Here is a 25,561-nt window from a genome sequence, read left to right as displayed (position 1 = left end):
GGTTCAACGGCGAACTCAAAAATAATCCGAGGGGTGCGTCATCAGCGCTGCTTGACTTTCGCAAGGGATCGGCTACCTATGTAAATGTTATTTACATTCACAACGGCGTGATGCCGTGATGGAGAAGGAAATGGCCTACACCGCTGATGTCAATCGCTGGCGCGGCCCCGTCGAAGAGCCCTACCGTCCGCACTTCTACGCGACGCCCTGGCATCCCCTGAAGATCGCCGGGATCATCCTCGGCTTCATGATCTGGTGGCCGATCGGCCTCGCCCTTCTCTTTTTCACACTCGGGAGCAGAAAAATGGCCTGTTGGAGTCACAACGACATGGATCGCTGGCAGAACAAGATGGAGCGCATGCAGGACAAGATGGAGCGGATGAAGAGCCGCATGGAGCGCCGCGGCTTCCCGTTCGGCGGCTTCGGCCCGCCGTCGAGCGGCAACCGCGCCTTCGACGAGTATCGTCAGGACACGCTGCGCCGGCTCGAGGAAGAGCAGGTCGAGTTCAAGAACTTCCTCGATCGCCTCCGCCACGCCAAGGACAAGGAAGAGTTCGACGCCTTCATGGCGCAGCACAAGACCCGTCCGACCCCGCCGAACGATCAGCCGCCGCAGGGCTGATCATGCGAGGCAAGCACTGAGCCTTCAGGCGATGTGCCCCCATAACACCTGATGGCCCCGAGCCGCCCGTTTGCGACAAGCAAGCGGGCGGTTTGCATTTTGGCGAGGCCATGCCCACTCTATCGTCCTGACGCGGGGCGATGAGGTGATCATGGCGGTGCAGGTGACGGCGAGTCCCGACGATCTCTGGCTTGCGATCCGGCGCGAGGCGGAAGCTGCCGTTGTCGCCGATCGTTTTCTCGAGGCGTCGGCCGCCTTCATCCTCGATCAGGGCGATCTCGGCGGCGCGCTCGCCTTCCTGATCGGCCGGGCTATCTGCCGTGCGGAAGCCGATCGTGCGCAGTTCATGCGGACCGCCCGCGAGGCGTTCGCGGCCGAGCCCGCGCTGGTCGAAGCCGCAGCCACCGATCTTACCGCCATCGTGCGCCGCGACCCGGCGATCACGGGCCTGCTGGTGCCGCTGCTCGACTTCAAGGGCTACGTCGCGCTGCAGGCCTGGCGGGTGACGAACTGGCTGTGGCGCCATGATCGCCCTGATCTTGCGCTGCTGATGCAAAGCGCGACGGCGGACCAGTTGCAGATCAGCATTCATCCCTCGGCCAAAATCGGCACTGCGGTGTTCCTCGATCACGGCACCGGCATCATCATCGGCGCTCTGGCGTCGATCGGCGATGAGGTCACGATCCTGCAGAACGTCACCATCGCCCGGCATCAGGATGACCCGCGCCATGCCCCGACGATCGGCCGCGGCGTGCTGCTCAGCGCCGGCGCAACGCTGATCGGGAATCTCTCTGTCGGCGATTTCGCCAAGGTCGGCGCCGGCGCACTGGTGACCTCGGACGTGCCGGCCGGCTGCACCGCCGTTGGTGTGCCGGCGCGGTTGACCAATTGCGCGGAGCCGGGTGCGCTGTCGTGACGTAAGCGCCCTGTTTCGTTGCGTCGCTACGCCGGCACGAGCTGATCGGCGAGTTGCGTAAAGCTGTCCGCGTGCAGGTCGATCCAGGATTCTGGCGCCACGTCGACCTTCGCCGCCGGCCCGAACTCCAGCGGACGGGCGACGAACGCGGTGCGCATGCCGAAGGCCCGGGCCGCCTTCAGGTCGTATTTGTGGCAGGCGACCATCAGGATCTTGTCGGCGGGATAGCCGAGGTAGTCGACGGCGAGCTGATACACGGCCGGTGACGGCTTGTAGCTGCGTGCAAGCTCTGCGGTCAGCACGGCGTCGAACGGCAGCCTGGCGTGCTTGACCACCGCCACCACGGCGGCCATGCCGGCATTCGACAATGTCGAGGTCACGAAGCGGCTGCGCAGGCGCGCAAGTCCCTCGACGCTGTCGGGCCAGGCGTCGAGCTTGCTCCACACCGTGTTCAATTCGTCGCGTTCATCCCTGGAGAAAGCCTCCGCGAGGCCGTGGCGATCGAGCAGCACATCCAGCGCCTCGCGATAGATGCGGTCGACCCGGATCCACGGGCGCTTGCCGGCGATCACGTCGTCGAGCGCGGCACGATAGAGGTCGCGCCATTCGCTCGAGAGCCTTGCCCAGTCGAGCGCGAGGCCCTTGGCGGCGTTGACGGCCTGCCCGGCACTCAGGATCGGCTGATGGAAGTCGACGCATGTCCCCTGGACGTCGAACGCGATGGCGCGGATCTCGTCGCGCCATGCCGCGGCACCAGCCGGCTGTATCCCCGTCATCGCGGCCATGATCGATAGTCCTCCAGCAGTCATGAAGTGTCGTCTGGTCAGATCGGGTAGCACGGTCCGTTTCCCGGTTATGGGTATCGAGAGCAGCCGCACCGTCGTGAGGCGAGTACTCCTGGTCAGGCTCCCTCCCCGCAAGCGGGGGAGGCGGACGACATTCGCGGATAGCTACGCACTCTCACACGTTCGATCCATGGATCGCGTCGATCACGGCATCCGTCACTTCCTTGGTCGTCGCCTTGCCGCCGACGTCGGGCGTCAGCACGCCGGCCGCGCACACCTTCTCGACTGCCGCCATCAGGCGCGCCGCAGCGTCCTTTTCGCCGAGATGTTCCAGCATCTGCGCGCCGGTCCAGAAGGTCGCGACCGGGTTGGCGATGCCCTTGCCGGTGATGTCGAACGCCGAGCCGTGGATAGGCTCGAACATCGAGGGGAAGCGGCGCTGCGGGTCGATGTTGCCGGTCGGCGCCACGCCGAGGCTGCCGGCCAGCGCGCCTGCGAGGTCCGACAGGATGTCGGCGTGCAAATTGGTCGCGACGATGGTGTCGAGGCTCTTCGGATTGAGCGTCATCCGCACCGTCATGGCGTCGACCAGCATCTTGTCCCAGGTGACGTCGGGGAATTCCTGCGCGACCTCGGCCGCGATTTCGTCCCACATTACCATGCCGTGGCGCTGCGCGTTCGACTTGGTCACCACGGTAAGGAATTTGCGCGGCCGCGACTGCGCGAGCTGGAATGCATAGCGCATGATCCGCGTGACCCCGACCCGGGTGAAGACGGCGACTTCGGTGCCGACCTCTTCCGGCAGCCCCCTGTGCGCACGGCCGCCCATGCCGGCATATTCGCCCTCGGAATTCTCGCGCACGATCACCCAGTCGAGATCGCCGACCCCGACATTGCGCAGCGGCGAGGCGACGCCGGGCAGGATCTTGGTCGGCCGCACATTGGCGTATTGGTCAAAACCCTGGCAGATCGGCAGGCGAAGGCCCCACAGCGTGATGTGGTCGGGCACGTCGGGCGCGCCGACCGCGCCGAAATAGATCGCGTCGAAATTCTTCAATTCCGCGAGCCCGTCGGCCGGCATCATCACGCCGTGCTTCTTGTAGTAGTCCGAGCCCCAGTCGAAGGTCTTGACGTTGAAGCTGATGTCGCCCGAGCGCTTCGCCAGCGCCTCCAGCACGCGGACGCCCGCGGAGATCACTTCGGGGCCGATGCCGTCGGCGGGGATGGCGGCGATGGAATGGGTACGCATGGTTGTCTCCGGATCAGTGGTTAGCGGGTTCGCACGGGATTGGGTTGCGGTTCGGCTGGTGCGGGCGCGGCTCGTGCACGCGACAGCAGCAGCGTCAGCACGGCGGACAGCACCAGCAGGCCGGCGACGAAATAGAGGCCGCCGTCGAAGCTGCCGGTGCGTTCCTTGATCCAGCCGATCATCGCCGGCCCGACGAAGCCGCCGAGATTGCCGATCGAGTTGATGGTGGCGATCCCGGCCGCCGCAGCCGAGCCGGACAGGAACATGGTCGGCATGCTCCACAGCGGCGGCTTCGACGAGGAGATGCCGATATTGACCAGGGTCAGCGCCGCGATCACGGCGGCAAGCCCTGTCCACAATCCCGCCAGCGCAAGTCCCGCCGCCGCGATCAGGCAGGCGATCACGACGTGCCAGGTGCGCTCGCCGGTGCGATCGGAATGCCGCGCCCACAGCACCATGGCGATCACGGCGATGGTCGCCGGCACCGCGTTGAGGAAGCCGACCTGGATCGACGACAGGCCGAACGCCTTGATGATCTGCGGCGCCCACACGCCGAGTGTGTAGAGCCCCGCTGAAGTGCCGAAATAGACCAGCGACAGCGCCAGCACGCGCGGATCGGCGAGGCCGCGCCAGATGCTGTGGCTCGCGGTCGCGGCCTTGCCGTCGGTCTCCGTCTTCATGGTCTTGACCAGCCAGGCGCGCTCGTCGTCAGCGAGCCATTTGGCCTGCTCCGGCCGGTCGGTCAGGAAGCCGAGCACGACGAAGCCGAGCAGCACGGCGGGTATGGCCTCCAGCACGAACAGCCATTGCCAGCCCTTGAAGCCGAGCAGGCCGTCCATCTCCAGCAGCGCACCCGACACCGGCGAGCCGAGCACGGTCGAGAGCGGCGCCGCGGCCATGAACAGCGCGGTGACGGCGGCGCGCTGCCGAGCCGGGAACCAGTAGGACAAATAGAGGATGATGCCGGGGAAGAAGCCGGCTTCGGCGGCGCCGAGCAGGAAGCGCAGCACGTAGAAGCTGGTCGCGCCCTGCACCAGCGCCATCGCCGTCGAAACGATCCCCCAGGTGATCATCACCCGCGCGATCCAGATCCGCGCGCCGATCTTGTGCAGGATGATGTTGGAGGGCACCTCGAACAGGAAGTAGCCCCAGAAGAAGATACCGGCGCCGAAGCCATAGACGGTCGGCGACAGGCCGATGTCCTTGTTCATGGTCAATGAGGCGAAGCCGATATTGACGCGGTCGATGAAGGCCACGAAGTACAGCAGCATGATGAACGGCACGATGCGCAGTGAGATCTTGCGCAACACGCGCGTGCCAAGCTCGCTTTCCATGGGCTTCCTTCCCCGGTTTGTCTTGTTTGTTGGGACGGCGTTTCGCCGCACCATTGGGAAGCCTAGAAGGCTGCACCCTTCCGATTCAATCCGCGCCGGTTTATACAAAAAAACGATATAATCGCCGTCGTTGCCTGTCATTGCGAGGAGCGCAGCGACGACGCAATCCATCGCTCCGCATATGCCGAGCGATGGATTGCTTCGCTTCGCTCGCAAATGACTGGTGGCAATAAAGGAACCGGTCTTGGAACTGCACCAGCTTCGCTGCTTCGTCGCGGCTGCCGAGGAACTGCATTTCGGCCGTGCCGCGCAGCGGCTGCAGATGATGCCGTCGGCGCTCGGCCGCCACATCAAGCTGCTGGAGGAGGATCTCGGGGTCCGGCTGTTCGCCCGCACCACCCGCGCGGTGTCGCTGACCGAGGATGGGGCTGTGCTGCTGCGCGAGGGGCGGGCGCTGCTCGGCCGTGCCGAGGCGATCGAGAACGGCTTTCGCCGCCGGCTGCGCAAGCCGCAGGCGCGGCGCTTCCGGATCGGTGCGATCGACAGCGCCGCGGCCGGCCTGCTGCCGCCGCTGCTGCGCGACCTCCGCGCCGCCCATCCCGAGGTTGCCGTGCAGCTGCTCGAAGAGAAGACCATCCGCCTGCTGCCGAAGCTCCTGTCGGGCGCGCTCGACCTCGCCTTCGTGCGCCCGCCGGAGCGGCCCGACCGGCGCATCGAGTTCTTTCCGCTGCTGCAGGAGACCGCCGTGGTGGCGCTGTCGCACAAGCATAAGCTGGCGCGGCGCAAGCAGATCGTGCTGCCCGACATCGCCGATCAGCCCTTGATCGTGCCGGAGCGACGCTCGCGGCCGCACAGCCACGATCTCACGACAAAACTGTTCGACGAGGCTGGGCTGACGCCGCGCATCCAGGAGATCGCCGACGAGAAGCAGACCATCGTCAACATGGTCGCGGCACGGCTCGGGGTTGCGATCGTGCCGCGCTGGACTGCGCGGATGGCGATCCCGGGCGTGCGTTTCGTTCCCCTCAGGCTCAAGCGCGGCAGTGCCGCCGGCCGCCTGCCGCTCGCCGCCGCCTGGCTGAAGGGCTCCCGCGATCCGGTGCGCGACCAGGTGATCGCGGTGCTCGAGGCAAGGTTGAAGGGTTACGCTCGCGAGGCGTGACGCCGCCCGACGCGAAGGGATAAAGAGGTGTTCGTCCTTCGGAGGACCAGCAACGCAAGTGTCATATTGGCCTGCTAGCGGTTCGGTCGCGGCTGCCATGCGCTTCCCGCGCCGGAAGCCGCCCGACGCTTCGCCGGCATTCCTTGACGGAGGGATCATGCTCCGCATCGTCACGTGTCTGACGCTCCTGGTGTCCCTTGGTGCGGCTGCAGCACAGGACAAGGCGCCTGGTGCTTCGTCGCAGCCCTATTTCGGGGGCTCCACAACGCCGCCGACCGATCTGCCGTCCGGGATCGGCAGCTATTGCATCTACGACAACCTCATCTACTCGATCGGTTCGCCGATCTGCGTCGGCAAGACCAGCTACGTCTGTGCTCCCGCGACAAATGACGCCCAGCTCGGTCAGCGGGCGTATTGGTCGGCGCGGCCGGCCGACCCGAAACTGACCGCGCCGGTGTGCCAGTAGACCGGCTTCCGGTCTCTCGCGTGAATCGAGATCCATCCTCATCGTCGTCCTGGCTTTTCGCCAGGACGACGTTGGAGAGCGCACGGGTCGCTTTCGTCCGGGCGCGGTTCCATCGGGGCGGGTTTTGGCTGGCGCAGCTCGAATCTCTTCCGGTTTTGCGGAGCGGCCATGAGTTCCGCATCGGTAGACTCGCGTTATGTTATAATATAACAATTTGGCCATGGCGCACACGCACTCCCACGACGACCACCACCATCACGGCCACAGCCATCCCCACGAGCATAGCCACGGCCCGTCGGCGCATCCGGCTCAGGCGGCGCCCTGGTCGATCCTGCGCATGCCGGTGTCGACCCGGCTGTCGGCGGCGCTCGCGGTCTCTGCCTGCCTGTGGGCGGTCGTCTGGCTGGCGATGAGGTAAACCGATGGGCGCGCTTGTCACCTTCCGCGACGTTACCCTTGGCTATGACCGCCACCCGGCCGTGCACCATCTCAATGGCGCGGTCGAGGCGGGCGCGCTGCTCGCCGTGATCGGCCCGAACGGCGCCGGCAAGTCGACATTGCTGCGCGGCATCGCCGGTGTGCTGAAGCCGCTGTCGGGCGTGATCGATCTCGACGGCCTCGAGCATCGCGACATCGCCTATCTGCCGCAATCCGCCGACATCGACCGTACGTTCCCGATCTCGGTGTTCGATTTCGTCGGCACCGGGCTGTGGCGCTCGACCGGCTTCTTCGGCGGCATCGGCAAGGCCGCGCGCGAAAAGATCTTGGCAGCGCTCGCCGCGGTTGGCCTCAACGGCTTCGAGAACCGCCCGATCGGTACGCTGTCCGGCGGCCAGATGCAGCGCATGCTGTTCGCGCGCGTGCTGCTGCAGGACGCCCGCCTGATCGTGCTCGACGAACCCTTCAACGCCATCGATGCCAAGACCACCGCCGACCTGCTGACGCTGGTGAAGCGCTGGAACGGCGAGGGGCGTACGGTGCTGGCCGCGCTGCACGATCTCAACATGGTGCGCAACAATTTCCCGGAAACGCTGCTCTTGGCGCGCGGCCCGGTGGAATGGGGGCCGACCGCGGAGGCGCTGACGCCCGAAAACCTGACGGTCGCGATGCGGATGTGCGAGGCCTTCGACGACAGCGCCGCGGCCTGCGCAACCGATCCACGCTCACGGGCCGCCTGACGCCGATGCTGACTGACGTGCTGATCACGCCTTTCACCGAATTCGAGTTCATGCGCCGCGCGCTTGCGGCCGTGATCGCCCTGTCGCTCGGCGGCGCGCCGATCGGCGTGTTCCTGATGCTGCGGCGGATGAGCCTGGTCGGCGATGCCATGGCGCATGCGATCCTGCCGGGAGCTGCGATCGGCTTCCTGCTGTCCGGGCTCAATCTGTTCGCGATGACGACCGGGGGGTTGATCGCGGGTTTTGCCGTCGCATTGCTCGCCGGCCTCGTCGCCCGCACCACCGAGCTGAAGGAGGATGCTTCGCTCGCGACCTTCTATCTGGTCTCGCTGGCGCTCGGCGTCACCATCGTCTCGATCAAAGGCACCAATATCGACCTGCTGCACGTGCTGTTCGGCAATATCCTCGCGATGGACGACCAGACCCTGCTGGTGATCGCGTTCAACGCCACCATCACGCTGCTGGTGCTCGCGGTGATCTATCGCCCGCTGGTGATCGAATGCGTCGATCCGGTGTTCCTGCGCACCGTGAGCCGGGCCGGCGCGCCGTCGCATCTCGCCTTCCTCGCGCTGGTCGTGGTCAATCTCGTCAACGGCTTCCACGCGCTCGGCACGCTGCTCGGCGTCGGGCTGATGATCCTGCCCGCCGGCATTGCGCGGTTCTGGTCGCGCGACATCACCACCATGATCTGCATCGCGGTTGCGAGCGCGATTGTGTCGGGCTATGCCGGGCTCGTGCTGTCGTACCAGACCCGCATTCCCTCCGGCCCCGCGATCATCCTCGTCGCGGCCGGGCTCTACATTGTGTCGCTGCTGTTCGGCAATGTCAGCGGACTGGTGCGGCAGCTGTTTCCCGGCCGCCATCTCGAGGCGTGAGGACGATGCGGCGATTGTTCGGTCTGATCGGTCTGGTGCTGCTGCTGGCGAGCGGCACGGCGCGCGCCGAGGAGCGCATCAAGGTCGTTGCGAGCTTCTCGATCCTCGCCGACATGGTGCGCAATGTCGGCGGCAACGACGTCGACGTGGCGGCGCTGGTCGGTCCCGACGGCGACGCGCATGTCTACGCGCCGACGCCGGCCGATGCCAAAAAGGTCGCCGACGCCAGGCTGCTGGTCATCAACGGCCTCGGCTTCGAGGGCTGGCTGCCACGGCTGTTGCAGGCCTCCGGCAGCAAGGCGCCGGTCGTGGTGGCGACCAAGGGGATCATGCCGCGCAAGATGGGCGGCCATGACGATCCGCATGCCTGGCAATCCGTTGCCAATGCCAAGATCTACGTCGTCAATATTCGCGACGCGCTGATTGCTGCCGCCCCCGACCATGCCGGCGTCTTCAAGGCTAATGCCGACGCCTATCTGGCAAAGCTGGAGGCGCTCGACCGTGAGGTGCACGAGGCGGTGGCACGCGTACCGGAGGCGCGGCGCAAGGTGATCTCGACCCACGGCGCGTTCGGCTATTTCGCCGATGCCTACGGGGTCACGTTCTTCGCGCCGCAGAGCGTGTCCACGGATTCCGAGCCCAGCGCACGCGATATCGCCGCCATTATCGCCCAGATCAAGGTGGCGAAAATTCCGGCAGTTTTTCTCGAAAATATCAGCGATCCCCGTCTGGTCGAGCGGATCGCCGCCGAGACCGGCGCCAAGGTCGGCGGGACCCTGTATTCGGACAGTTTGACGGGCGAAAAGGGCCAGGCACCCACTTACATTGATATGGTCAGGCACAATATAAAGGCCCTGACCAGCGCGCTCGCCAATTAGGGCAGGGGCCTCCCTGCGGGACCGAGCGTGGCCTGAAGTTCCTTTCGGAGTTGTTATGGCTGAAGCTTCGCAAAAAATTCCAGTGACCGTGCTGACGGGCTATCTCGGCGCCGGCAAGACCACGCTGTTGAACCGCATCCTGTCGGAGAACCACGGCAAGAAATACGCCGTCATCGTCAACGAATTCGGCGAGATCGGCATCGACAACGACCTCATCATCGGTGCCGATGAGGAAGTGTTCGAGATGAACAATGGCTGCATCTGCTGCACGGTGCGCGGCGACCTCGTCCGCATCATGGACGGGTTGATGAAGCGCAAGGGCAAGTTCGACGCCATCATCGTCGAGACCACCGGCCTCGCCGATCCGGCGCCGGTCGCGCAGACCTTCTTCGTCGACGAGGACGTGCAGAAGAACGCCCGGCTCGACGCCGTGGTGACCGTCGCCGACGCCAAATGGCTGAGCGACCGCCTCAAGGACGCGCCGGAAGCCAAGAACCAGATCGCGTTCGCCGACGTCATCGTGCTGAACAAGACCGACCTCGTCTCCAAGCCCGAGCTTGCCGAGGTCGAGGCCCGCATCCGCGGCATCAATCCGTATGCAAAGCTGCACCGCACCGAGCGCTGCCAGGTCGGGCTGACCGACGTGCTGGAGCGCGGCGCGTTCGACCTCGATCGCATCCTGGAGATCGAGCCCGACTTCCTCGAGGCCGGCGATGATCACGATCATGACCACGATCATCATAACCATGACCATGATCACCACCATGATCACGGCCACGGCCTGAAGCACTATCACGACGAGGACATGCAATCGCTGTCGCTGCGTTCGGAGAAGCCGCTCGATCCGACCAAGTTCATGCCGTGGTTGCAGAACCTCGTCGCCACCGAGGGTCAGAAGATTCTGCGCTCGAAGGGCATCCTCGCCTTCACCGGCGATGACGACCGTTACGTCTTTCAGGGCGTCCACATGATGCTGGAGGGCGACCACCAGCGGAAGTGGAAGGACGGCGAGAAGCGCGAGAGCCGCGTCGTGTTCATCGGTCGCGAATTGCCTGAGCAGGCGATCCGCGACGGCTTCGAGCAGTGCATCACCACGTGATGAAAGAGTTCGACCCGGGCGAGGCCCCTTCTTCCATCGTTTCGATCACCGATCGCGTCAAGCAGCTTCCGCTCGGCGCGGCAGTCGGTTCGGTGCATTTCCTCGGCGACCGCGCGTTCTTCGTCGGCGCCGAGGAGAGCGTCGCAATCGCGACCATCGACGGTGAGATCACGCGGACGGAAACCCATTTCGGCGCCATCCTGTGCGCGGCTTCCGACGGCAAACGGCTCGTCACCGGCGGCGACGACGGCAAGCTGATCGCGATCGATGCCAAGGGCGAGATCTCGACGATTGCGACCGACGCCAAGCGGCGCTGGATCGACAATGTCGCCCTGCACAGCGACGGCACCGTGGCGTGGTCGGCGGGCAAGACCGCGTTCGTCCGCAATCCCAAGGGCGAAGATAAAACCTTCGAGGTGCCGTCGACCGTCGGCGGGCTGGCATTCGCGCCGAAGGGGCTGCGGCTCGCGATCGCCCATTACAATGGTGTGACGCTGTGGTTTCCGAACATGGCCGCCAACCCGGAATTTCTGGAATGGGCCGGCTCGCATCTCGCGGTGACGTTCAGCCCGGACAACAAATTCCTGGTCACCGCGATGCACGAGGCCGCGATGCATGGCTGGCGGCTCGCCGATAACCGGCACATGCGGATGAGCGGCTATCCCGGCCGCGTGCGCTCGATGTCGTGGAGCGCCGGCGGCAAGGGGCTCGCGACCTCGGGCGCCGATACCGTGATCGTCTGGCCGTTCACCAGCAAGGACGGCCCGATGGGCAAGGAGCCGGCGATGCTGGCGCCGATGCCGGCGCGGGTCGCAGTCGTCGCCTGCCATCCGAAGAACGACATCATGGCGGTCGGCTATGCCGACGGCACCGTGCTGATGGTCCGGTTCGAGGACGGCGCCGAGATCCTGGTGCGCCGAAATGCCGGCACGGCGGTGTCCGCGCTGGGGTGGAATGCCAAGGGCACGCTGCTGGCCTTCGGCACGGAAGATGGTGACGCGGGCATCCTGGAAATGTAAGAGATCGCTGCATCGTTCTCGGGCGAGGAAGAATCGGCAGCGTCATGCGATTTCTCACCACATTCCAGCTCGCCGACTTCATCGACACGCTGGTCAGCCTGACGTCAGCTTTTGTGCTGGGCACGCTGATCGGGGCCGAACGGCAGTACCGGCAGCGCACCGCGGGGCTGCGCACCAATGTGCTGGTCGCGGTCGGCGCGGCCGCCTTCGTCGATCTGGCGATGCATCTGGCCGGCGCCGACGGCGCGGTGCGGGTGATCGCCTATGTGGTGTCGGGGATCGGCTTCCTCGGCGCCGGCGTCATCATGAAGCAGGGCATGGACGTGCGTGGCCTCAACACCGCGGCGACGCTGTGGGCCTCGGCCGCGGTCGGCTCCTGCGCCGGCGCCGACCTCGTGGCGCAGGCGGCGGCGCTGACCGTGTTCGTGATCGCCGGCAACACGCTGCTGCGTCCGCTGGTCAACGCCATCAACCGCATCCCGCTGAACGAGAAGGCGTTGGAAGCGACCTACTACTTCAAGCTGGCTGTGACCCCCGAGGCGCTGCCCGACATGCGCGACCGCCTGGTCGAGAAGCTCGAGGCCGCGAATTATCCTGTCGCCGATGTCAACGTGGTCGAGGCCGGAGACGACTTCCTCGAGATCGTGGCGGAGCTGGTCTCGACCGCGGTCGACCCCAACGAGCTGAACGCCGTGGTGGTCGACCTGCAGCATCAGCCGGGCGTGCGGCACGTGACCTGGGAAATCAGCACCACGGATTGAGGAGAGGTTCCTGTAAGTCCTGCTCAGGAACCATGCGGCAGCCCGATCGTTGACCCTGCTAATAATGCGCAGGTGAACGAGATGGCTGCGGATCGGACCAGGCTGCGGAACGACGTGCTGATCGCCTCCACGATGGTGGTGGCGGGCGTTGCGATCGCCGCGCTGTCGCTGCACGCGATCAACGCCGCCCCGCCGCAGGAAATGGCGCAGGCAACCCAGCCGCTACAGGCGACGCCGTCGCCGGAGCCGGAGAAGACCGCGCCGCCAGCGGAGTCGAAGCCCGGCGGCGATCGGCCGACCACGCCCGCGCCGGAGCCGGCGCGTCCCGACGCCGAGGCACAGAAGGCCGGCGCCAAGCCGGTGTTGCCGCCGGCGCCGGCTGAGAAGACCGCCCCGCCGATCGAGAAGAAATAGCGGCTGCCGGTCGACGCATTGTGACGCGCATTTGACTGACGCTGCCGATTATACGGTCTCGCCTCTGTCATCCCCGCCCGCCATAATCTGCCGTCTTTGCCAACGACAGATGGGGCTTTTCATGAAGATCGAGGACGTCCGGCGCACCGCCTATTCGATGCCGCTCACCAACCCGTCGTTTCCGCCGGGGCCGTACCGGTTCTTCGACCGCGAATATTTCATCATCACCTACAAGACCGACCCTGAGGCGCTGGCGGCGGTGGTGCCGGAGCCGCTCGAGGTCGCCGAGCCTGTCGTGAAGTACGAATTCATCCGCATGCCCGACTCGACCGGCTTCGGTGACTACACCGAGACCGGGCAGGTGATCCCGGTCCGCTTCAAGGGCGAGCTCGGGGCCTATACTCACGCAATGTATCTCGACGACGAGGCCCCGATCGCGGGTGGCCGCGAGCTGTGGGGATTTCCGAAGAAACTGGCGCGGCCGAAGATCTCGGTCGAGAGCGACGTGCTGGTCGGCTCGCTGCATTACGGCTCGGTGCTCTGCGCCTCCGCCACCATGGGCTACAAGTACCGCAAGGTCGATCACGACACGGTCCTGAACGCGATGAAGGCGCCGAACTTCATCCTGAAAATCATCCCGCATGTCGACGGCAGCCCGCGGATCTGCGAGCTGGTGCGCTTCCATCTCGACGACATCGTGCTGAAGGAGGCCTGGACCGGCCCCGCCGCGCTCGGCCTGTTTCCGCACGCGCTGTGCGATGTCGCCCGCCTGCCGGTGCGCGAGGTGATCTCGGCGCTGCATTACAAGGCGGATTTGACGCTCGGCCTCGGCTCAGTGGCGTTCGACTACATGGCGCGCTGAGCGGATGTCATTCCCCGGTGCGCAATCGCGCACCCGAGGGCCTGGCCCTTCGGGCCAGCCCGGAATGACGCGAGCCGGCCCATCGCCGGCTACTGTGCATGGGGTTGTTTTCGAGATTTTTGCCGGAACGCCTCTCAGCGCACCAGAATGTTCTTGAACTGCCAGGGATCTGAGGTGTCGATGTCTTCCGGGAACAGGCCCGGACGATCCGTCAGCGGGGTCCAGTCGGTGTAGAAGCCCTTCACCGGTCCGAGATACGGCAGCTGGATTTCCAAGAGGCGATCGAAGTCCATCTCGTCGGCTTCGACGATGCCCTCGTTCGGGTTCTCCAGCGCCCACACCATGCCGCCGAGCACGGCGGAGGTCACCTGCAGGCCGGTCGCGTTCTGATAGGGCGCGAGCCTGCGGGTCTCCTCGATCGAGAGCTGCGAGCCGTACCAGTAGGCATTGTTGTCGTGGCCGAACAGCAGCACGCCGAGCTCGTCGATGCCGTCGACGATCTCGTTCTCGTCGAGGATGTGGTGCTTCTCCTGCATCCTGGCGGCGCGGCCGAACATCTCGTGCAGCGACAGCACGGCGTCGTCGCACGGGTGATAGGCATAGTGGCAGGTCGGCCGATAGATCGCCTTGCCCGATGCGTCACGCACCGTGAAGTAATCCGAGATCGAGATCGACTCGTTGTGGGTGACGAGGAAGCCATACTGCGGGCCGCGGGTCGGACACCAGGTGCGCACGCGCGTGTTGGCGCCGGGCTGCATCAGATAGATGGCCGCGCCGCAGCCGGCTTCGTGGGTATGCGCATTCTCCGGCATCCATTTCTCATGGGTGCCCCAGCCGAGTTCGGACGGCTGCACGCCTTCGGACAGGAAGCCTTCCACCGACCAGGTGTTGACGAAGACATCGGGCTCCTTCGGCGTCTTGGCGCGCTGGGTGTCGCGTTCGGCGATGTGGATGCCCTTGATACCGGCCTGCCGCATCAGGTCGGCCCATTCGGCCTTGGTCTTCGGCCTCGGCGCATTGAGCTTCAGATCGGCGGCGACATTGAGCAGCGCCTGCTTGACGAAGAAGGAGACCATGCCGGGATTGGCGCCGCAGCAGGAGACTGCCGTGGTCGAGCCGGCCGGACGCGCCTTCTTGGCGGCCAGCGTCACTTCGCGCAGCGCGTAGTTGGAGCGCGCTTCCGGGCCCTTCGAGGCGTCGAAATAGAAGCCGAGCCAGGGCTCGTTGACGGTGTCGATGTAGAGCGCGCCGACCTCGTTGCAGAGCTCCATGATGTCGGTCGAGCCGGTATCGACCGACAGATTGACGCAAAAGCCCTGGCCGCCGCCCTCGGTGAGCAGCGGGGTCAGCAGCTCGCGATAATTGTCCCTGGTCACGGCCTTCTGGATGAATTTCACATTGTGCTTCTCGCAATGCGCCTTGCGGCCCTCGTCCTTGGGATCGATCACGGTGACGCGCGACTTGTCGTAATCGAGATGCCGCTCGATCATCGGCAAGGTGCCTTTGCCGATCGAGCCGAAGCCGATCATGACAATGGGGCCGGTGATTTTCGCGTAGATCTGCGAGGAGGGGCTCATCATTTTCTCCAGGAGAGCGCCGAGCGGCGGATAGAGTGGATCAGGGGTTGCGTCGCTTTGCGGTGACTTCGATCTCGACCTTCATCTCGGGCCTGTAGAGTCCCGCGACGATCAGCAGCGTTGCGGCCGGGCGGATGTCGCCGAGAACTTCGCCGCAGACCGCGAAATGGGCATCCACGTCACTGCTGTCAGTGAGGTAGTAGGTCGCGCGGACGATGTCGGCCATCGCAAAGCCTCCCTCTTTAAGGGCAGCTTCGATGGTCTTGAAGCAGTTCCGTGACTGGCTCGTGACATCATCAGGCATGGTCATGGTGGTGTAGTCGTAGCCGGTGGTCCCCGCGACGAAGGCGAAGTCGCCGTCGATCACGGCTCGGCTGTAGCCGGCGGTTTTCTCAAAGGGCGAGCCGGTGGAAATCAGACGGCGGGACATGTAGGACCTCGACGGAAAAAGGTTATGCGCGGGGTTTACGGGCATTTTTGGCGCCCGCGCAACCCCCGCATTCTGACCTGGGATTCTGGCCTTGCGGCCGGCGCTAGTGGGACTGCTGCGTGGCGTCCGGTGGGGACGGCGGCGAGCCGGCCCAGCGCCGGATCAGGATGTCCCGGACGATCATGACCGAGATCAGGACCAGCATGACCGTGGTCACGAAACCGCGCCAACGCGGGCGCGCGCCATCGGTTGCGGGAAGGTTCTCTGCCCTGGCGCCGGCCTTACGCTGCGTGCGGCACGGCGAGCGGTGCCTTCCGGTTGCGGGTTGCCTTGCCCTTGGGCAGCGGTGCGCCGGTCGGCGTGATCATGCCCCATGCTCCGTCGAGCGCGCCGTCGACCAGCTCGAGGCCGAGCAGCCGCTCGCGCTCGAAAGTACCGGGCAGCGACAATCTGCCGGTCCTGGCGGCGGTGAAGCCATAGCGGGCGTAATAGGGCGCATCGCCGAGCAGGATCACCGCGCCGTGGCCGCGGGCCTTCGCCACGGCCAGCGCGCGTTGCATCAGCGCGGCGCCGACGCCGAGGCCGCGGCAGTCGTCGTCGACGGCCAGCGGCCCCAGCATCAGCGCGCTGCGGCCCCCCGCGCTGACGTGCCACAGCCGCACGGTTCCAACCAGCCGGCCGTCCTGGCGCACGGCCACAAGGCTCAGGCCTTGGGCGGGCGCGCGTCCGTCGCGCAGGCGCTGGCAGGTGCGGGCATGGCGGTTGTCGCCAAAGCAGGCATCCAGCAGCGCTTCGCGCGCGACGACGTCCGAGGTACGCTCCGCGCGGATCGCGAACGGGGCGGCTTTTCGGATGAGGGCAACGGGCGTGTTCCGTTTTGCAGTCATGGCACGTCAGTCCCCGCTTGCAACGGCATGTCGCACGCCGCGCAAGCGTCGTTCAGAAAAATCAAAAATGATCGGGAAGGAGCCGGCGGGGCCGGCTCCCGGTTCATCAGGCCTCGAACAGGAGGCGGCTTAGATGTGGTAGGTCTTCAGCGGCGGAATGCCGTTGAACGCCACCGACGAGTAGGTCGACGTATAGGCGCCCGTGCCTTCGATCAGCAGCTTGTCGCCGATCTCGAGCGTCACCGGGAGCGGATACGGCAGCTTCTCGTACAGCACGTCGGCGCTATCGCAGGTCGGGCCCGCGAGCACGCACGGCGTCATGTCGGCCCCGTCATGCGGGGTGCGGATGGCGTAGCGGATCGACTCGTCCATCGTCTCGGCGAGACCGCCGAACTTGCCGATGTCGAGATAGACCCAGCGCACCTCGTCCTCGTCGCTCTTCTTCGAGATCAGAACGACTTCGGTCTCGATGATGCCCGCATTGCCGACCATGCCGCGGCCCGGCTCGATGATCGTCTCCGGGATCTGGTTGCCGAAATGCTTGCGCAGCGCGCGGAAGATCGACCGGCCATACTGCAGGACCGGCGGAACGTCCTTGAGATACTTGGTCGGGAAGCCGCCGCCCATGTTGACCATGGTGAGGTTGATGCCGCGCTCGGCGCAGTCACGGAACACGGTCGACGCCATCGCGAGCGCGCGGTCCCACGCCTTCACCTTGCGCTGCTGCGAGCCGACATGGAACGAGATGCCGCACGGCTCCAGCCCAAGGCGCTTGGCAAGGTCGAGCACGTCGACCGCCATCTCCGGATCGCAGCCGAACTTGCGCGACAGCGGCCACTCGGCGCCGGCGCAATCATAGAGGATGCGGCAGAACACCTTCGCGCCGGGAGCGGCGCGGGCGACCTTCTCGACCTCGGCGGCGCAATCGACCGCGAACAGGCGAATGCCGAGCGCGAAGGCGCGCGCGATGTCGCGCTCCTTCTTGATCGTGTTGCCATAGGAGATGCGGTCAGGCGTCGCACCGGCGGCCAGCGCCATCTCGATTTCCGCAACCGTCGCGGTGTCGAAGCAGGAGCCGAGCGAAGCCAGCAGCGACAGCACTTCGGGCGCGGGGTTGGCCTTCACCGCGTAGAACACGCGGCTGTCCGGCAACACCTTCGCGAAGGTCTGGTAGTTGTCGCGCACGACTTCGAGGTCGACGACGAGGCACGGCTCGGTGTCGAGACCATCCTGGCGGCGGTTGCGCAGGAATTCCTGGATACGTTCAGTCATGGCACTCTCCAACGGCCCCAGCGACGGGATCCGCATCAACGTGACGTCGGGTACGAGCGCTTCGGCCACATCGCGCGATGGAGGCGCGTTGAGGCCAAGAGACTCAAACCAGACTGTGCTGCCGTGGATTGGTTGGGAGAGTTTCCCGCCCGCTCACCTGGCAATGAAGGACAAGCCTTTTCAGTAGCCCGCGCCGGCGTTGGACCGCCGGTAGAGACCAAAAAAGCCCGATCCGTCGTTGCTTTAAGTCGCGTCCCCCGTGGAGAGCGGGGTGCGCCGGTTCGCCTCCGGCTGCCAGTCACGGTTGCAAAGAGTGGCGAGACCTTCAACAAGGCATCCCTGGAGAGAGATGCTGGCCGCTTCGTGTCCTAACGGACGTAAGCGACCCTCGGTTCTTCCACCCCTTGGCGGCTGTCCGGCCTCTTGTCCGGATACCTACCGACTGACACACGACCACAGGCACGTGCGAAATTGGGCAAGGCAGGAAATAAGTCTTTTGAATTCGCGGCGCAAGAATTTTTTTGCGATAGCGACAAATTTCCCTAACGCGTGCTTGCGATCTCGCGCGCAGCAGGCGCTGAAGATGAACGGCCGTTAAGAATGACTAACGAAGCGTGTGCGTCTAAGCCCTGTGCCGCAGCGCTTTCTTGAATCGCTTCAGCTCACGCACGGCGCGTGAACGGCTCGATGCGCTGAGCTGCGCGGATGAAGGCGATCATGATCAGGACGCCAATGCCGAACAGCACGGCCTGCAGGATGTGCGCGCCGAGATCACCGAGCCCGAGCACGATCGCGAGCGCCCAGCCGCCGGCGAAGGCCGCGCCGAACACTTCGGCGCCGATCAGGATCGCCGCCGAGATGACGGTGATGACGCTCGGCCAGGCGATGGCGCGATTGGTCGAGGCGGAGGGCTGCATGGTCATGGAATAAGGTCCTGTTCAGGGGGCGCAATCTCTCCGAAAAGTGCCCATCTATCAAGCGCAAAAGGCCCAAAAATGCCGTATCGCGTGATATAGATTGGGCCGCATTTTCAAGGCGAAAAACGGGATATTCGATGTCAGAAGCCAGCGCAGAGGTTCAAACCAATCCCCTCCTGAAGGCGTGGCAGACGCCGCTCGAGACCCCGCCCTTCGCCGAGATCAAGCCGGAGCATTTCCTCCCCGCCTTCGAGCAGGCCTTCGCCGACCATTCGGCTGAAGTGGCTGCGATTACCCATGATCCGGCGCTGCCGGACTTCGACAACACCATCACGGCGCTGGAGCGCTCCGGCAAGCTGCTGTCGAAGGTCTCGGCCGTGTTCTACGACCTGGTCTCGGCGCATTCGAGCCCTGCGATCCTGGAGATCGACAAGGAGGTCTCGCCCCGGATGGCGCGGCACTGGAATCCGATCATGATGAACGCTGTGCTGTTTGGCCGCATCGCCATGCTGCACGAGAAGCGCGCCTCGCTCGGCCTGACCGGCGAGCAGATGCGGCTGCTGGAGCGCACCTACACCCGCTTCCGCCGTTCCGGCGCCGGGCTCGACGACGCCGCCAAGGCCCGCATGGCCGAGATCAACGAGCGTCTTGCCCATCTCGGCACCTCGTTCAGCCACCACCTGCTCGGCGACGAGCAGGAGTGGTTCATGGAGCTCGGCGAGGGTGACCGCGCCGGCCTGTCCGACACATTTGTGGCAGCGGCCAAGGCTGCGGCGGAAGAGCGCGGCATGGCCGGCAAGGCGATCGTGACGCTGTCGCGCTCCTCGGTCGAGCCGTTCCTGCAGAGCTCGTCGCGGCGCGACCTGCGCGAGAAGGTCTACAAGGCGTTCACGGCCCGCGGCGACAATGGCAACGCCAACGACAACAACGCGACCATCGTGGAGATCCTCAGGCTGCGCGAGGAGACCGCGAAGATCCTGGGCTTCCCGACCTACGCCGCCTATCGCCTCGAGGATTCCATGGCCAAGACGCCGGAGGCGGTGCGCGGCCTGCTGGAGCGGGTCTGGAAGCCGGCGCGGGCGCGCGCGCTCGCCGACCGCGACGCGCTGCAGGCGCTGATCACCGAGGAGGGCGGCAATTTCACTCTGGCGGCCTGGGACTGGCGGTACTACGCCGAGAAACTGCGCCAGGCCAAAGCCAATTTCGACGATTCCGCGATCAAGCCGTATCTGGTGCTCGACCATATGATCGAGGCCGCGTTCGACTGCGCCACCCGCCTGTTCGGCGTCACCTTCGCCGAGCGCAAGGACGTGCCGGTCTGGCACCCGGACGTCCGGGTCTGGGAGGTCAAGGGCCGCGACGGCCAGCACAAGGCGCTGTTCTACGGCGACTACTTCGCGCGGCCGTCGAAGCGCTCCGGTGCCTGGATGACCTCGCTGCGCGACCAGCAGAAGCTCGACGGCGACGTCGCGCCGCTGGTCATCAATGTCTGCAACTTCGCCAAGGGCGCCGACGGCGCGCCCTCGCTGCTGTCGCCGGACGACGCGCGGACCCTGTTCCACGAGTTCGGCCATGGCCTGCACGGCATGCTCTCCAATGTGACCTATCCGTCGCTGTCGGGAACCTCGGTGTTCACCGATTTCGTCGAGCTGCCCTCGCAGCTGTACGAGCACTGGCAGGAGCGGCCCGAGGTGCTGCAGCGCTTCGCCCGCCACTACCAGACCGGGGAGGCGCTGCCGGACGACCTGCTGAAGCGCTTCCTCGCCGCGCGCAAGTTCAACCAGGGCTTTGCCACCGTGGAGTTCGTCTCCTCGGCGCTGGTCGACCTCGAATTCCACACCCAGCCGGCGGCGGCGAGCTGGGACGTCCGCGCCTTCGAGCAGAAGGAGCTCGAGAAGATCGGCATGCCCGCCGAAATCTCGCTGCGGCACCGACCGACCCAGTTCGGCCACATCTTCTCCGGCGACCACTATGCGTCGGGTTACTACAGCTACATGTGGTCGGAGGTGATGGACGCCGATGCCTTCGGCGCCTTCGAGGAGGCCGGCGACATTTTCGATCCCGCGACTGCCAAGCGGCTGCTCGACGACATCTATTCGTCGGGCGGCTCGCGCGATCCGGAGGAGGCCTATGTCGCCTTCCGCGGCCGCGAGCCCGAGCCGGACGCGCTCTTGCGCCGTCGCGGCCTGCTCGAGACGCCTGAGGCGGCCTGACGGTGCGGCAGTCCGTGAAATGCCTGGTCGCCTGGCTCGTGCTTGGGGTGTCCGTCGTGCTCGGTACGGCGGCCGCCGAGGCCCACCCGCATGTCTGGATCGTGGCCAAAAGCGAACTGATCTATGCGCCCGACGGCACCATCACCGGCGTCCGCCACGCCTGGACCTTCGACGACATGTTCTCGACCTATGCGCTGCAGGGCATCGAGACCAAGGTGAAGGGCGCCTACAGCCGCGACGAGCTGGCGCCGCTGGCCCAGACCAACGTCGAGTCGCTGAAGGAATACGCCTACTTCACCTTCGCCAAGGGCGACGGCAAGAAGCAGAAGTTCACCGAGCCGGTCGACTACTTCCTCGAATACAAGGATTCGGCGCTGACGCTGCACTTCACCCTGCCGGTGAAGACGCCGTTCAAGGCCCGGCAGCTCTCGCTCGAAGTGTTCGACCCGACCTACTTCATCGACTTCCAGTTCGCGGAGAAGGAGCCGGTCAAGCTGGTCGGCGCCGCGGCAGAGTGCAAGATGCAGTTCGAACGGCCGAATAGTGACGGCACCGCGGCCGCGCAGAAGCTAGGCGAGCAGAATTTTCTCGATGGTGGCAACGGCAATTTCGGCATGATGTTCGCCAACAAGATCACGGTGGATTGCCCATGACGCTGATCGCCTCGCGCGTGATGCGTGGCCTTGCCGTGTCCGCTGCGGTGCTGGCGGCAGTGGCGGTGCTCGATGGCGCCGTTCATGCGCTGCTGGCGCAAAATCCGTTCGGCGCACCGCGGACAGCGGAGCCGCAGGGCGGTATCTTCGGCTGGCTGTTGGCAAAGCAGTCGGAGTTCTATCGCGAGATCTCGCAGGCGATCCGCGCCGCGAAATCCGACGGTTCTGCGGTCTGGACGCTGCTTGCGATCTCGTTCGCCTACGGAATCTTCCATGCCGCCGGCCCCGGCCACGGCAAGGCGGTGATCTCGTCCTACATGGTCGCCAATCGCGAGACCGCGCGGCGCGGCATCGTGCTGTCGTTCGCCTCGGCGCTGATGCAGTCGCTGGTGGCGGTCGCCATCGTCGGGATCTGCGCCTGGCTGCTCAATGCGACGGCGAAGACCATGTGCGGGGCGGAGAAGGCGATCGAGATCGCAAGCTACGCACTGATCGCGGGGTTCGGCGCCCGGCTGGTCTGGCTCAAGGGCGGCGGCTTCTTCCGTGCGCTCCAGCCGGCGCGGCCGGCGCTGGCGATGGCCGGCGCGCAGCAGCACGATCACGACCACCATGATCACGATCACCGCGGCCATGGCCATGATCACCATCATCGTCACGCGTATGACGATGATGGCCATCATCATGGCCACGATCACGGTCATGATGCCCAGCACGTCCATGACGAGCATTGCGGCCATTCGCACGGGCCGACGCCCGCCGAGCTCGCCGGTCCCGGCGGCTGGCGGCGCGGCCTCAGCGCGATCTTCACGGTCGGCATCCGGCCGTGCTCGGGCGCGATCCTGGTCTTGGTGTTCGCGCTGGCGCAGGGCCTGTTCTGGGCCGGCATCGCCGCGACCTTCGTGATGGGCCTCGGCACCGCCATCACGGTGGCGGCAATCGCGCTGGTCGCGGTGTCGGCGCGCGGCGTGGCCGAACGGCTGAGCGCAGCGCGCGACGGCGGCGGCATGGTGATCATGCGCGGCCTGGAATTCGCCGCCGCGGGCCTCGTGCTGCTGTTCGGGCTCGGGCTCTTGTTCGGCTACGTCGCGGCCGAGCGGGCGACGTGTTTGTAGAGTCCTTCGTCCCCGCCGTGCCCTGATCCGTCACCCTGAGGAGCGCGTAGCGCGTCTCGAAGGGTCGACGGCCACAGGCCGGGCCGTCGACCCTTCGAGGCTCGCAAGAGCTCGAACCTCAGGGTGACGGATAACGGGGAGGCGTGCGCTCAGCTCGTCAGATACCTCCTGATCGCCGGCAGCAGGAAGATCGCGATGTTGATCGCAAAGCCGATGCTCCAGAGGATCGAGCGCAGCGTCGGGCGGTTGCCGATATAGGTGAAGACGTAGGCGATCCGCACGATCAGGAACAGCACGGCGAGCTCGTCGATCAGCCGCAGCGGGCCGACGCGGAATTCGGCGAGCAATACGGCGAAAGCGAAGAACGGCAAGGCCTCGATGCCGTTCTGGTGGGCGCCGAGCGCGCGCGAGCGGATCGGGTCGTCGTAGAAATCGGGATCGCGAGGTTTCGAATTGTCGAAGCCGCGGATGCCGGACCATTTCACCGATACGATCGTCAGCAGCGAGAGCAGCAGCGTTCCGAAGACGCACCATTCGGCGATCGTCATGGTTCCTCCCCATTCACGCATGGGAACGTAGCCAACCGGCACTCGGCTTGACAAGGTTGGCGCAACGCGCGAAGCCCAAAGCCCCCAAGCGAAGGACTTTGAGCGCAAGGCCATCATGAGCACGGTGATCCCGTTCGAGAGCGCGAAGCCTGCCGCGGCGCCGAAGCCGGAGCGCGTCGGCGTGCTGCTGGTCAATCTCGGCACGCCGGACACGGCCGATGCCGCGGGCGTGCGGGTCTATCTGAGGGAATTCCTGTCCGATCCGCGGGTGATCGAGGACCAGGGGCTGCTCTGGAAGCTGATCCTCAACGGCATCATTCTGCGCGTGCGCCCGGCCCGCAAGGCCCGGGACTATCTGAAGATCTGGAACACCGAGAAGAACGAGTCGCCGCTGAAGACCATCACGCGCTCGCAAGCCGACAAGCTGGCGGAGGCGATCGCCGATCACGACCATGTCGTCGTCGACTGGGCGATGCGCTATGGCAATCCTTCGATCAAGGACCGCATCGAGGCGCTGGCGGCGCAGGGCTGCACCCGCCTGCTGCTGGTGCCGCTCTATCCGCAATATTCCGCGGCTACGTCGGCGACCGTCTGCGACGAGGCGTTTCGCGTGCTGGCCGGCCTGCGCGCGCAGCCGACCCTGCGGGTGACGCCGCCTTACTACGATGACCCTGATTACATCGAGGCGCTCGCGGTCTCGATCAACGAACATCTCGCGACATTGCCGTTCCAGCCCGAGATCATCCTCGCCTCGTTCCACGGCATGCCGAAGGAATATGTCGACAAGGGCGATCCCTATCAGGTGCAGTGCATCGCCACGACCAACGCGTTGCGCAGGCGGCTCGGGCTCGATGCCGGCAGGCTGCTCCTCACCTTCCAGTCGCGCTTCGGCAATGCCGAGTGGCTGCAGCCCTATACCGACAAGACGGTCGAGAAGCTGGCCAAAGACGGCGTGCGGCGAATTGCCGTGGTCACGCCCGGCTTCTCCGCGGATTGCCTGGAGACGCTGGAGGAGATCGCACAGGAGAACGCCGAAATCTTCCGGCACAATGGCGGCGAGCAGTTCGCGGCCATCCCTTGCCTCAACGACAGCGACGGCGGCATGGACGTGATCCGCCAGCTCGTGCTGCGCGAGCTCCAGGGCTGGATCTGATTGTTAACGATCCGTGACGCCGGATGCGGCTATTCGTGCGCATCTGGTAGTCCGGCAACCACTTCCTATGTGCTAGGTAGAACAACAGCCGGCTGAACCGGCGGAGCGGTCCTGCCGACCAATGCACGACCGCGCTGGCGACGGTCTCGCTGGGCCCTGGAGGACTTCATGACTGGCTTCGACGTTTTCGCGATCGTCTTTGTTCTTCTCGTCATCGTCACGCTGTTCGCCGGGATCAAGACCGTTCCGCAGGGCTATGACTGGACCATCGAGCGGTTCGGCAAATACACCCGCACGCTGTCGCCCGGCCTCAATCTGATCGTGCCGTATTTCGATCGCATCGGGCGCAAGATCAACATGATGGAGCAGGTGATCAACATCCCCGAGCAGGAGGTGATCACCAAGGACAACGCCACCGTCACGGTGGATGGCGTCGCCTTCTATCAGGTGTTCGATGCCGCGAAGGCGAGCTACGAAGTCGCCAATCTCAACCAGGCGATTACCGTCCTGACCATGACCAACATCCGCTCGGTGATGGGCTCGATGGATCTCGACCAGGTGCTGTCGCATCGCGACGAGATCAACGAGCGGCTGCTCCGCGTGGTCGACGCCGCGGTCTCACCGTGGGGCGTCAAGGTCAACCGCATCGAGATCAAGGACATCGTGCCGCCGGCCGATCTCGTCGAGGCGATGGGCCGCCAGATGAAGGCCGAGCGCGTCAAGCGCGCCGACATCTTGCAGGCCGAGGGACAGCGGCAGTCGGAGATCCTGCGCGCCGAGGGCGCCAAGCAGGGTCAGATCCTGCAGGCCGAGGGCCGCCGCGAGGCGGCCTTTCGCGACGCCGAGGCGCGCGAGCGTCTCGCCGAGGCCGAAGCCAAGGCGACCCAGATGGTGTCGGAGTCGATCGCCAAGGGCGACGTCGCCGCGCTGAACTATTTCATCGCCGACAAATACATCAAGGCGTTCGGCCAGCTCGCGGAGTCGCCGAACCAGAAGGTCTTGATGCTGCCGATCGAGACCTCGAGCGTGCTGGGCTCGCTGGCCGGCATCGGCGAGATCGCCCGCGCCACCTTCGGGGAGAGCGCGGCATCGGCCACGGCTGCGGCGCGGCGCGGCGGCTCGGTGCCGTCGGCAGGTCCGGCTCCGCCACCGCCGGTGCCGCCGCAGCGGTGAGGGTGT

At 65.6% G+C, this 25,561-nt stretch carries 27 protein-coding genes; 18 read left to right on the top strand and 9 right to left on the bottom strand.

Going from position 1 to position 25,561, the window contains the following annotated elements; all coding sequences use genetic code 11:
• The first annotated feature begins 130 nt into the window (after positions 1 to 130).
• A complete protein-coding gene (locus ACVISU_RS15780; RefSeq protein WP_050405858.1) occupies positions 131 to 622 on the top strand; it encodes a DUF2852 domain-containing protein in 492 nt (163 codons plus the stop codon).
• A gap of 151 nt (positions 623 to 773) precedes the next feature.
• Entirely contained in the window at positions 774 to 1,538 is a 765-nt protein-coding gene (locus ACVISU_RS15775; protein WP_050405859.1) for a serine O-acetyltransferase, read from the top strand.
• A 26-nt stretch (positions 1,539 to 1,564) separates the two neighbouring features.
• Here the strand turns inward: ACVISU_RS15775 and ACVISU_RS15770 are convergent, their stop codons facing one another.
• The 3 genes from ACVISU_RS15770 to ACVISU_RS15760 all read right to left on the bottom strand — a co-directional run bounded on the left by ACVISU_RS15770 (position 1,565) and on the right by ACVISU_RS15760 (position 4,906).
• Positions 1,565 to 2,323, bottom strand: a complete 759-nt coding sequence (locus tag ACVISU_RS15770; RefSeq protein WP_456707534.1) for a haloacid dehalogenase type II — start codon at positions 2,321 to 2,323, stop codon at positions 1,565 to 1,567.
• Between the two features lie 175 nt (positions 2,324 to 2,498).
• Positions 2,499 to 3,572: a tartrate dehydrogenase gene (locus tag ACVISU_RS15765; RefSeq protein WP_456707533.1), complete on the bottom strand. Its 1,074-nt coding sequence runs from the start codon at positions 3,570 to 3,572 to the stop codon at positions 2,499 to 2,501.
• 20 nt (positions 3,573 to 3,592) lie between these two features.
• Positions 3,593 to 4,906 carry an MFS transporter gene (locus ACVISU_RS15760; protein WP_456707532.1) on the bottom strand — a complete coding sequence of 438 codons (1,314 nt, stop codon included), beginning with the start codon at positions 4,904 to 4,906 and terminating at the stop codon, positions 3,593 to 3,595.
• A gap of 244 nt (positions 4,907 to 5,150) precedes the next feature.
• Between ACVISU_RS15760 and ACVISU_RS15755 the strand changes: the two genes are divergently transcribed.
• The 11 genes from ACVISU_RS15755 to ACVISU_RS15705 all read left to right on the top strand — a co-directional run bounded on the left by ACVISU_RS15755 (position 5,151) and on the right by ACVISU_RS15705 (position 13,620).
• Positions 5,151 to 6,068 carry a LysR family transcriptional regulator gene (locus ACVISU_RS15755; protein WP_456707531.1) on the top strand — a complete coding sequence of 306 codons (918 nt, stop codon included), beginning with the start codon at positions 5,151 to 5,153 and terminating at the stop codon, positions 6,066 to 6,068.
• Between the two features lie 157 nt (positions 6,069 to 6,225).
• A complete protein-coding gene (locus tag ACVISU_RS15750; protein WP_456707530.1) occupies positions 6,226 to 6,534 on the top strand; it encodes a hypothetical protein in 309 nt (102 codons plus the stop codon).
• Positions 6,535 to 6,754: 220 nt separating this feature from the next.
• The gene (locus ACVISU_RS15745; protein WP_050405777.1) at positions 6,755 to 6,952 is read left to right on the top strand and encodes a hypothetical protein; all 198 of its coding nucleotides are present in this window, start codon (positions 6,755 to 6,757) and stop codon (positions 6,950 to 6,952) included.
• A gap of 4 nt (positions 6,953 to 6,956) precedes the next feature.
• On the top strand, positions 6,957 to 7,712 hold the full coding sequence (locus ACVISU_RS15740; RefSeq protein ID WP_456707529.1) for a metal ABC transporter ATP-binding protein: 756 nt from the start codon (positions 6,957 to 6,959) through the stop codon (positions 7,710 to 7,712).
• Between the two features lie 5 nt (positions 7,713 to 7,717).
• Positions 7,718 to 8,587: a metal ABC transporter permease gene (locus tag ACVISU_RS15735; RefSeq protein WP_050405779.1), complete on the top strand. Its 870-nt coding sequence runs from the start codon at positions 7,718 to 7,720 to the stop codon at positions 8,585 to 8,587.
• 5 nt (positions 8,588 to 8,592) lie between these two features.
• A complete protein-coding gene (locus tag ACVISU_RS15730; RefSeq protein WP_456707528.1) occupies positions 8,593 to 9,465 on the top strand; it encodes a metal ABC transporter substrate-binding protein in 873 nt (290 codons plus the stop codon).
• A 55-nt stretch (positions 9,466 to 9,520) separates the two neighbouring features.
• A complete protein-coding gene (locus ACVISU_RS15725) occupies positions 9,521 to 10,564 on the top strand; it encodes a CobW family GTP-binding protein (protein ID WP_456707527.1) in 1,044 nt (347 codons plus the stop codon).
• Positions 10,564 to 11,583 (top strand): WD40 repeat domain-containing protein, encoded by a 1,020-nt coding sequence (locus ACVISU_RS15720; protein ID WP_456707526.1) that lies wholly within the window; start codon positions 10,564 to 10,566, stop codon positions 11,581 to 11,583. The genes ACVISU_RS15725 and ACVISU_RS15720 overlap by 1 nt, the downstream gene beginning before the upstream one ends.
• A 44-nt stretch (positions 11,584 to 11,627) precedes the next feature.
• Positions 11,628 to 12,344 carry an MgtC/SapB family protein gene (locus ACVISU_RS15715; RefSeq protein ID WP_050405783.1) on the top strand — a complete coding sequence of 239 codons (717 nt, stop codon included), beginning with the start codon at positions 11,628 to 11,630 and terminating at the stop codon, positions 12,342 to 12,344.
• Positions 12,345 to 12,425: 81 nt separating this feature from the next.
• Positions 12,426 to 12,758, top strand: a complete 333-nt coding sequence (locus ACVISU_RS15710; RefSeq protein WP_456707525.1) for a hypothetical protein — start codon at positions 12,426 to 12,428, stop codon at positions 12,756 to 12,758.
• A 121-nt stretch (positions 12,759 to 12,879) separates the two neighbouring features.
• Complete coding sequence (locus ACVISU_RS15705; RefSeq protein WP_456707524.1) at positions 12,880 to 13,620, top strand: acetoacetate decarboxylase; 741 nt, start codon at positions 12,880 to 12,882, stop codon at positions 13,618 to 13,620.
• Between the two features lie 134 nt (positions 13,621 to 13,754).
• Here ACVISU_RS15705 and ACVISU_RS15700 read toward each other — a convergent pair whose 3' ends face one another.
• The 5 genes from ACVISU_RS15700 to ACVISU_RS15680 form a co-directional block, all read right to left on the bottom strand.
• A complete protein-coding gene (locus tag ACVISU_RS15700; RefSeq protein ID WP_157113305.1) occupies positions 13,755 to 15,197 on the bottom strand; it encodes a homospermidine synthase in 1,443 nt (480 codons plus the stop codon).
• Positions 15,198 to 15,237: 40 nt separating this feature from the next.
• Positions 15,238 to 15,627 carry a RidA family protein gene (locus ACVISU_RS15695; RefSeq protein WP_050405785.1) on the bottom strand — a complete coding sequence of 130 codons (390 nt, stop codon included), beginning with the start codon at positions 15,625 to 15,627 and terminating at the stop codon, positions 15,238 to 15,240.
• A 281-nt stretch (positions 15,628 to 15,908) separates the two neighbouring features.
• Positions 15,909 to 16,514, bottom strand: a complete 606-nt coding sequence (locus tag ACVISU_RS15690; protein ID WP_050405786.1) for a GNAT family N-acetyltransferase — start codon at positions 16,512 to 16,514, stop codon at positions 15,909 to 15,911.
• 129 nt (positions 16,515 to 16,643) lie between these two features.
• Positions 16,644 to 17,786, bottom strand: a complete 1,143-nt coding sequence (locus tag ACVISU_RS15685) for a type III PLP-dependent enzyme (protein WP_353702580.1) — start codon at positions 17,784 to 17,786, stop codon at positions 16,644 to 16,646.
• A 662-nt stretch (positions 17,787 to 18,448) separates the two neighbouring features.
• Positions 18,449 to 18,709 carry a hypothetical protein gene (locus tag ACVISU_RS15680; RefSeq protein ID WP_430641515.1) on the bottom strand — a complete coding sequence of 87 codons (261 nt, stop codon included), beginning with the start codon at positions 18,707 to 18,709 and terminating at the stop codon, positions 18,449 to 18,451.
• A 131-nt stretch (positions 18,710 to 18,840) separates the two neighbouring features.
• Here ACVISU_RS15680 and ACVISU_RS15675 point away from each other — a divergent pair, with 131 nt between their 5' ends.
• From ACVISU_RS15675 to ACVISU_RS15665, 3 genes are read left to right on the top strand one after another with little or no spacing between them, the layout of a single operon-like run.
• Positions 18,841 to 20,916 (top strand): M3 family metallopeptidase, encoded by a 2,076-nt coding sequence (locus ACVISU_RS15675; RefSeq protein WP_456707523.1) that lies wholly within the window; start codon positions 18,841 to 18,843, stop codon positions 20,914 to 20,916.
• Positions 20,917 to 20,930: 14 nt separating this feature from the next.
• Entirely contained in the window at positions 20,931 to 21,569 is a 639-nt protein-coding gene (locus ACVISU_RS15670) for a DUF1007 family protein (RefSeq protein WP_050405866.1), read from the top strand.
• Positions 21,566 to 22,681, top strand: a complete 1,116-nt coding sequence (locus tag ACVISU_RS15665; protein ID WP_456707522.1) for a nickel/cobalt transporter — start codon at positions 21,566 to 21,568, stop codon at positions 22,679 to 22,681. Before ACVISU_RS15670 ends, ACVISU_RS15665 begins: the two co-directional genes overlap by 4 nt.
• 149 nt (positions 22,682 to 22,830) lie before the next feature.
• On the opposite strand, the gene ACVISU_RS15660 is transcribed toward ACVISU_RS15665, so the two are convergent.
• Positions 22,831 to 23,229, bottom strand: coding sequence for an MAPEG family protein (locus tag ACVISU_RS15660; RefSeq protein ID WP_456707521.1), 399 nt, complete (start codon positions 23,227 to 23,229; stop codon positions 22,831 to 22,833).
• A gap of 115 nt (positions 23,230 to 23,344) precedes the next feature.
• Between ACVISU_RS15660 and hemH the strand changes: the two genes are divergently transcribed.
• Together hemH and ACVISU_RS15650 are read left to right on the top strand one after the other, a co-directional pair.
• Positions 23,345 to 24,382 (top strand): ferrochelatase, encoded by a 1,038-nt coding sequence (gene hemH / locus ACVISU_RS15655; protein WP_456707520.1) that lies wholly within the window; start codon positions 23,345 to 23,347, stop codon positions 24,380 to 24,382.
• A gap of 168 nt (positions 24,383 to 24,550) precedes the next feature.
• Complete coding sequence (locus ACVISU_RS15650; RefSeq protein WP_456707519.1) at positions 24,551 to 25,555, top strand: SPFH domain-containing protein; 1,005 nt, start codon at positions 24,551 to 24,553, stop codon at positions 25,553 to 25,555.
• Positions 25,556 to 25,561: the final 6 nt, after the last annotated feature.

The organism is Bradyrhizobium sp. USDA 4452 (genome assembly GCF_054063575.1).
Note: the sequence above shows the minus strand (reverse complement) of the source record. Positions and strands in the feature narration are given on the sequence as shown.

Coding starts and splice junctions, on each gene's coding strand:
- ACVISU_RS15740 (WP_456707529.1), top strand. CDS start 6,957: ATGGGCGCGCTTGTCACCTTCCGCGACGTTACCCTTGGCTATGACCGC.
- ACVISU_RS15680 (WP_430641515.1), bottom strand. CDS start 18,709: ATGACCATGCAGCCCTCCGCCTCGACCAATCGCGCCATCGCCTGGCCG.
- ACVISU_RS15760 (WP_456707532.1), bottom strand. CDS start 4,906: ATGGAAAGCGAGCTTGGCACGCGCGTGTTGCGCAAGATCTCACTGCGC.
- ACVISU_RS15735 (WP_050405779.1), top strand. CDS start 7,718: ATGCTGACTGACGTGCTGATCACGCCTTTCACCGAATTCGAGTTCATG.
- ACVISU_RS15715 (WP_050405783.1), top strand. CDS start 11,628: ATGCGATTTCTCACCACATTCCAGCTCGCCGACTTCATCGACACGCTG.
- ACVISU_RS15750 (WP_456707530.1), top strand. CDS start 6,226: ATGCTCCGCATCGTCACGTGTCTGACGCTCCTGGTGTCCCTTGGTGCG.
- ACVISU_RS15685 (WP_353702580.1), bottom strand. CDS start 17,786: ATGACTGAACGTATCCAGGAATTCCTGCGCAACCGCCGCCAGGATGGT.
- ACVISU_RS15725 (WP_456707527.1), top strand. CDS start 9,521: ATGGCTGAAGCTTCGCAAAAAATTCCAGTGACCGTGCTGACGGGCTAT.
- ACVISU_RS15660 (WP_456707521.1), bottom strand. CDS start 23,229: ATGACGATCGCCGAATGGTGCGTCTTCGGAACGCTGCTGCTCTCGCTG.
- ACVISU_RS15675 (WP_456707523.1), top strand. CDS start 18,841: ATGTCAGAAGCCAGCGCAGAGGTTCAAACCAATCCCCTCCTGAAGGCG.
- ACVISU_RS15745 (WP_050405777.1), top strand. CDS start 6,755: ATGGCGCACACGCACTCCCACGACGACCACCACCATCACGGCCACAGC.
- ACVISU_RS15700 (WP_157113305.1), bottom strand. CDS start 15,197: ATGAGCCCCTCCTCGCAGATCTACGCGAAAATCACCGGCCCCATTGTC.
- ACVISU_RS15650 (WP_456707519.1), top strand. CDS start 24,551: ATGACTGGCTTCGACGTTTTCGCGATCGTCTTTGTTCTTCTCGTCATC.
- ACVISU_RS15720 (WP_456707526.1), top strand. CDS start 10,564: ATGAAAGAGTTCGACCCGGGCGAGGCCCCTTCTTCCATCGTTTCGATC.
- ACVISU_RS15710 (WP_456707525.1), top strand. CDS start 12,426: ATGGCTGCGGATCGGACCAGGCTGCGGAACGACGTGCTGATCGCCTCC.
- ACVISU_RS15690 (WP_050405786.1), bottom strand. CDS start 16,514: ATGACTGCAAAACGGAACACGCCCGTTGCCCTCATCCGAAAAGCCGCC.
- ACVISU_RS15780 (WP_050405858.1), top strand. CDS start 131: ATGGCCTACACCGCTGATGTCAATCGCTGGCGCGGCCCCGTCGAAGAG.
- ACVISU_RS15765 (WP_456707533.1), bottom strand. CDS start 3,572: ATGCGTACCCATTCCATCGCCGCCATCCCCGCCGACGGCATCGGCCCC.
- ACVISU_RS15705 (WP_456707524.1), top strand. CDS start 12,880: ATGAAGATCGAGGACGTCCGGCGCACCGCCTATTCGATGCCGCTCACC.
- ACVISU_RS15695 (WP_050405785.1), bottom strand. CDS start 15,627: ATGTCCCGCCGTCTGATTTCCACCGGCTCGCCCTTTGAGAAAACCGCC.
- ACVISU_RS15665 (WP_456707522.1), top strand. CDS start 21,566: ATGACGCTGATCGCCTCGCGCGTGATGCGTGGCCTTGCCGTGTCCGCT.
- ACVISU_RS15730 (WP_456707528.1), top strand. CDS start 8,593: ATGCGGCGATTGTTCGGTCTGATCGGTCTGGTGCTGCTGCTGGCGAGC.
- hemH (WP_456707520.1), top strand. CDS start 23,345: ATGAGCACGGTGATCCCGTTCGAGAGCGCGAAGCCTGCCGCGGCGCCG.
- ACVISU_RS15770 (WP_456707534.1), bottom strand. CDS start 2,323: ATGGCCGCGATGACGGGGATACAGCCGGCTGGTGCCGCGGCATGGCGC.
- ACVISU_RS15775 (WP_050405859.1), top strand. CDS start 774: ATGGCGGTGCAGGTGACGGCGAGTCCCGACGATCTCTGGCTTGCGATC.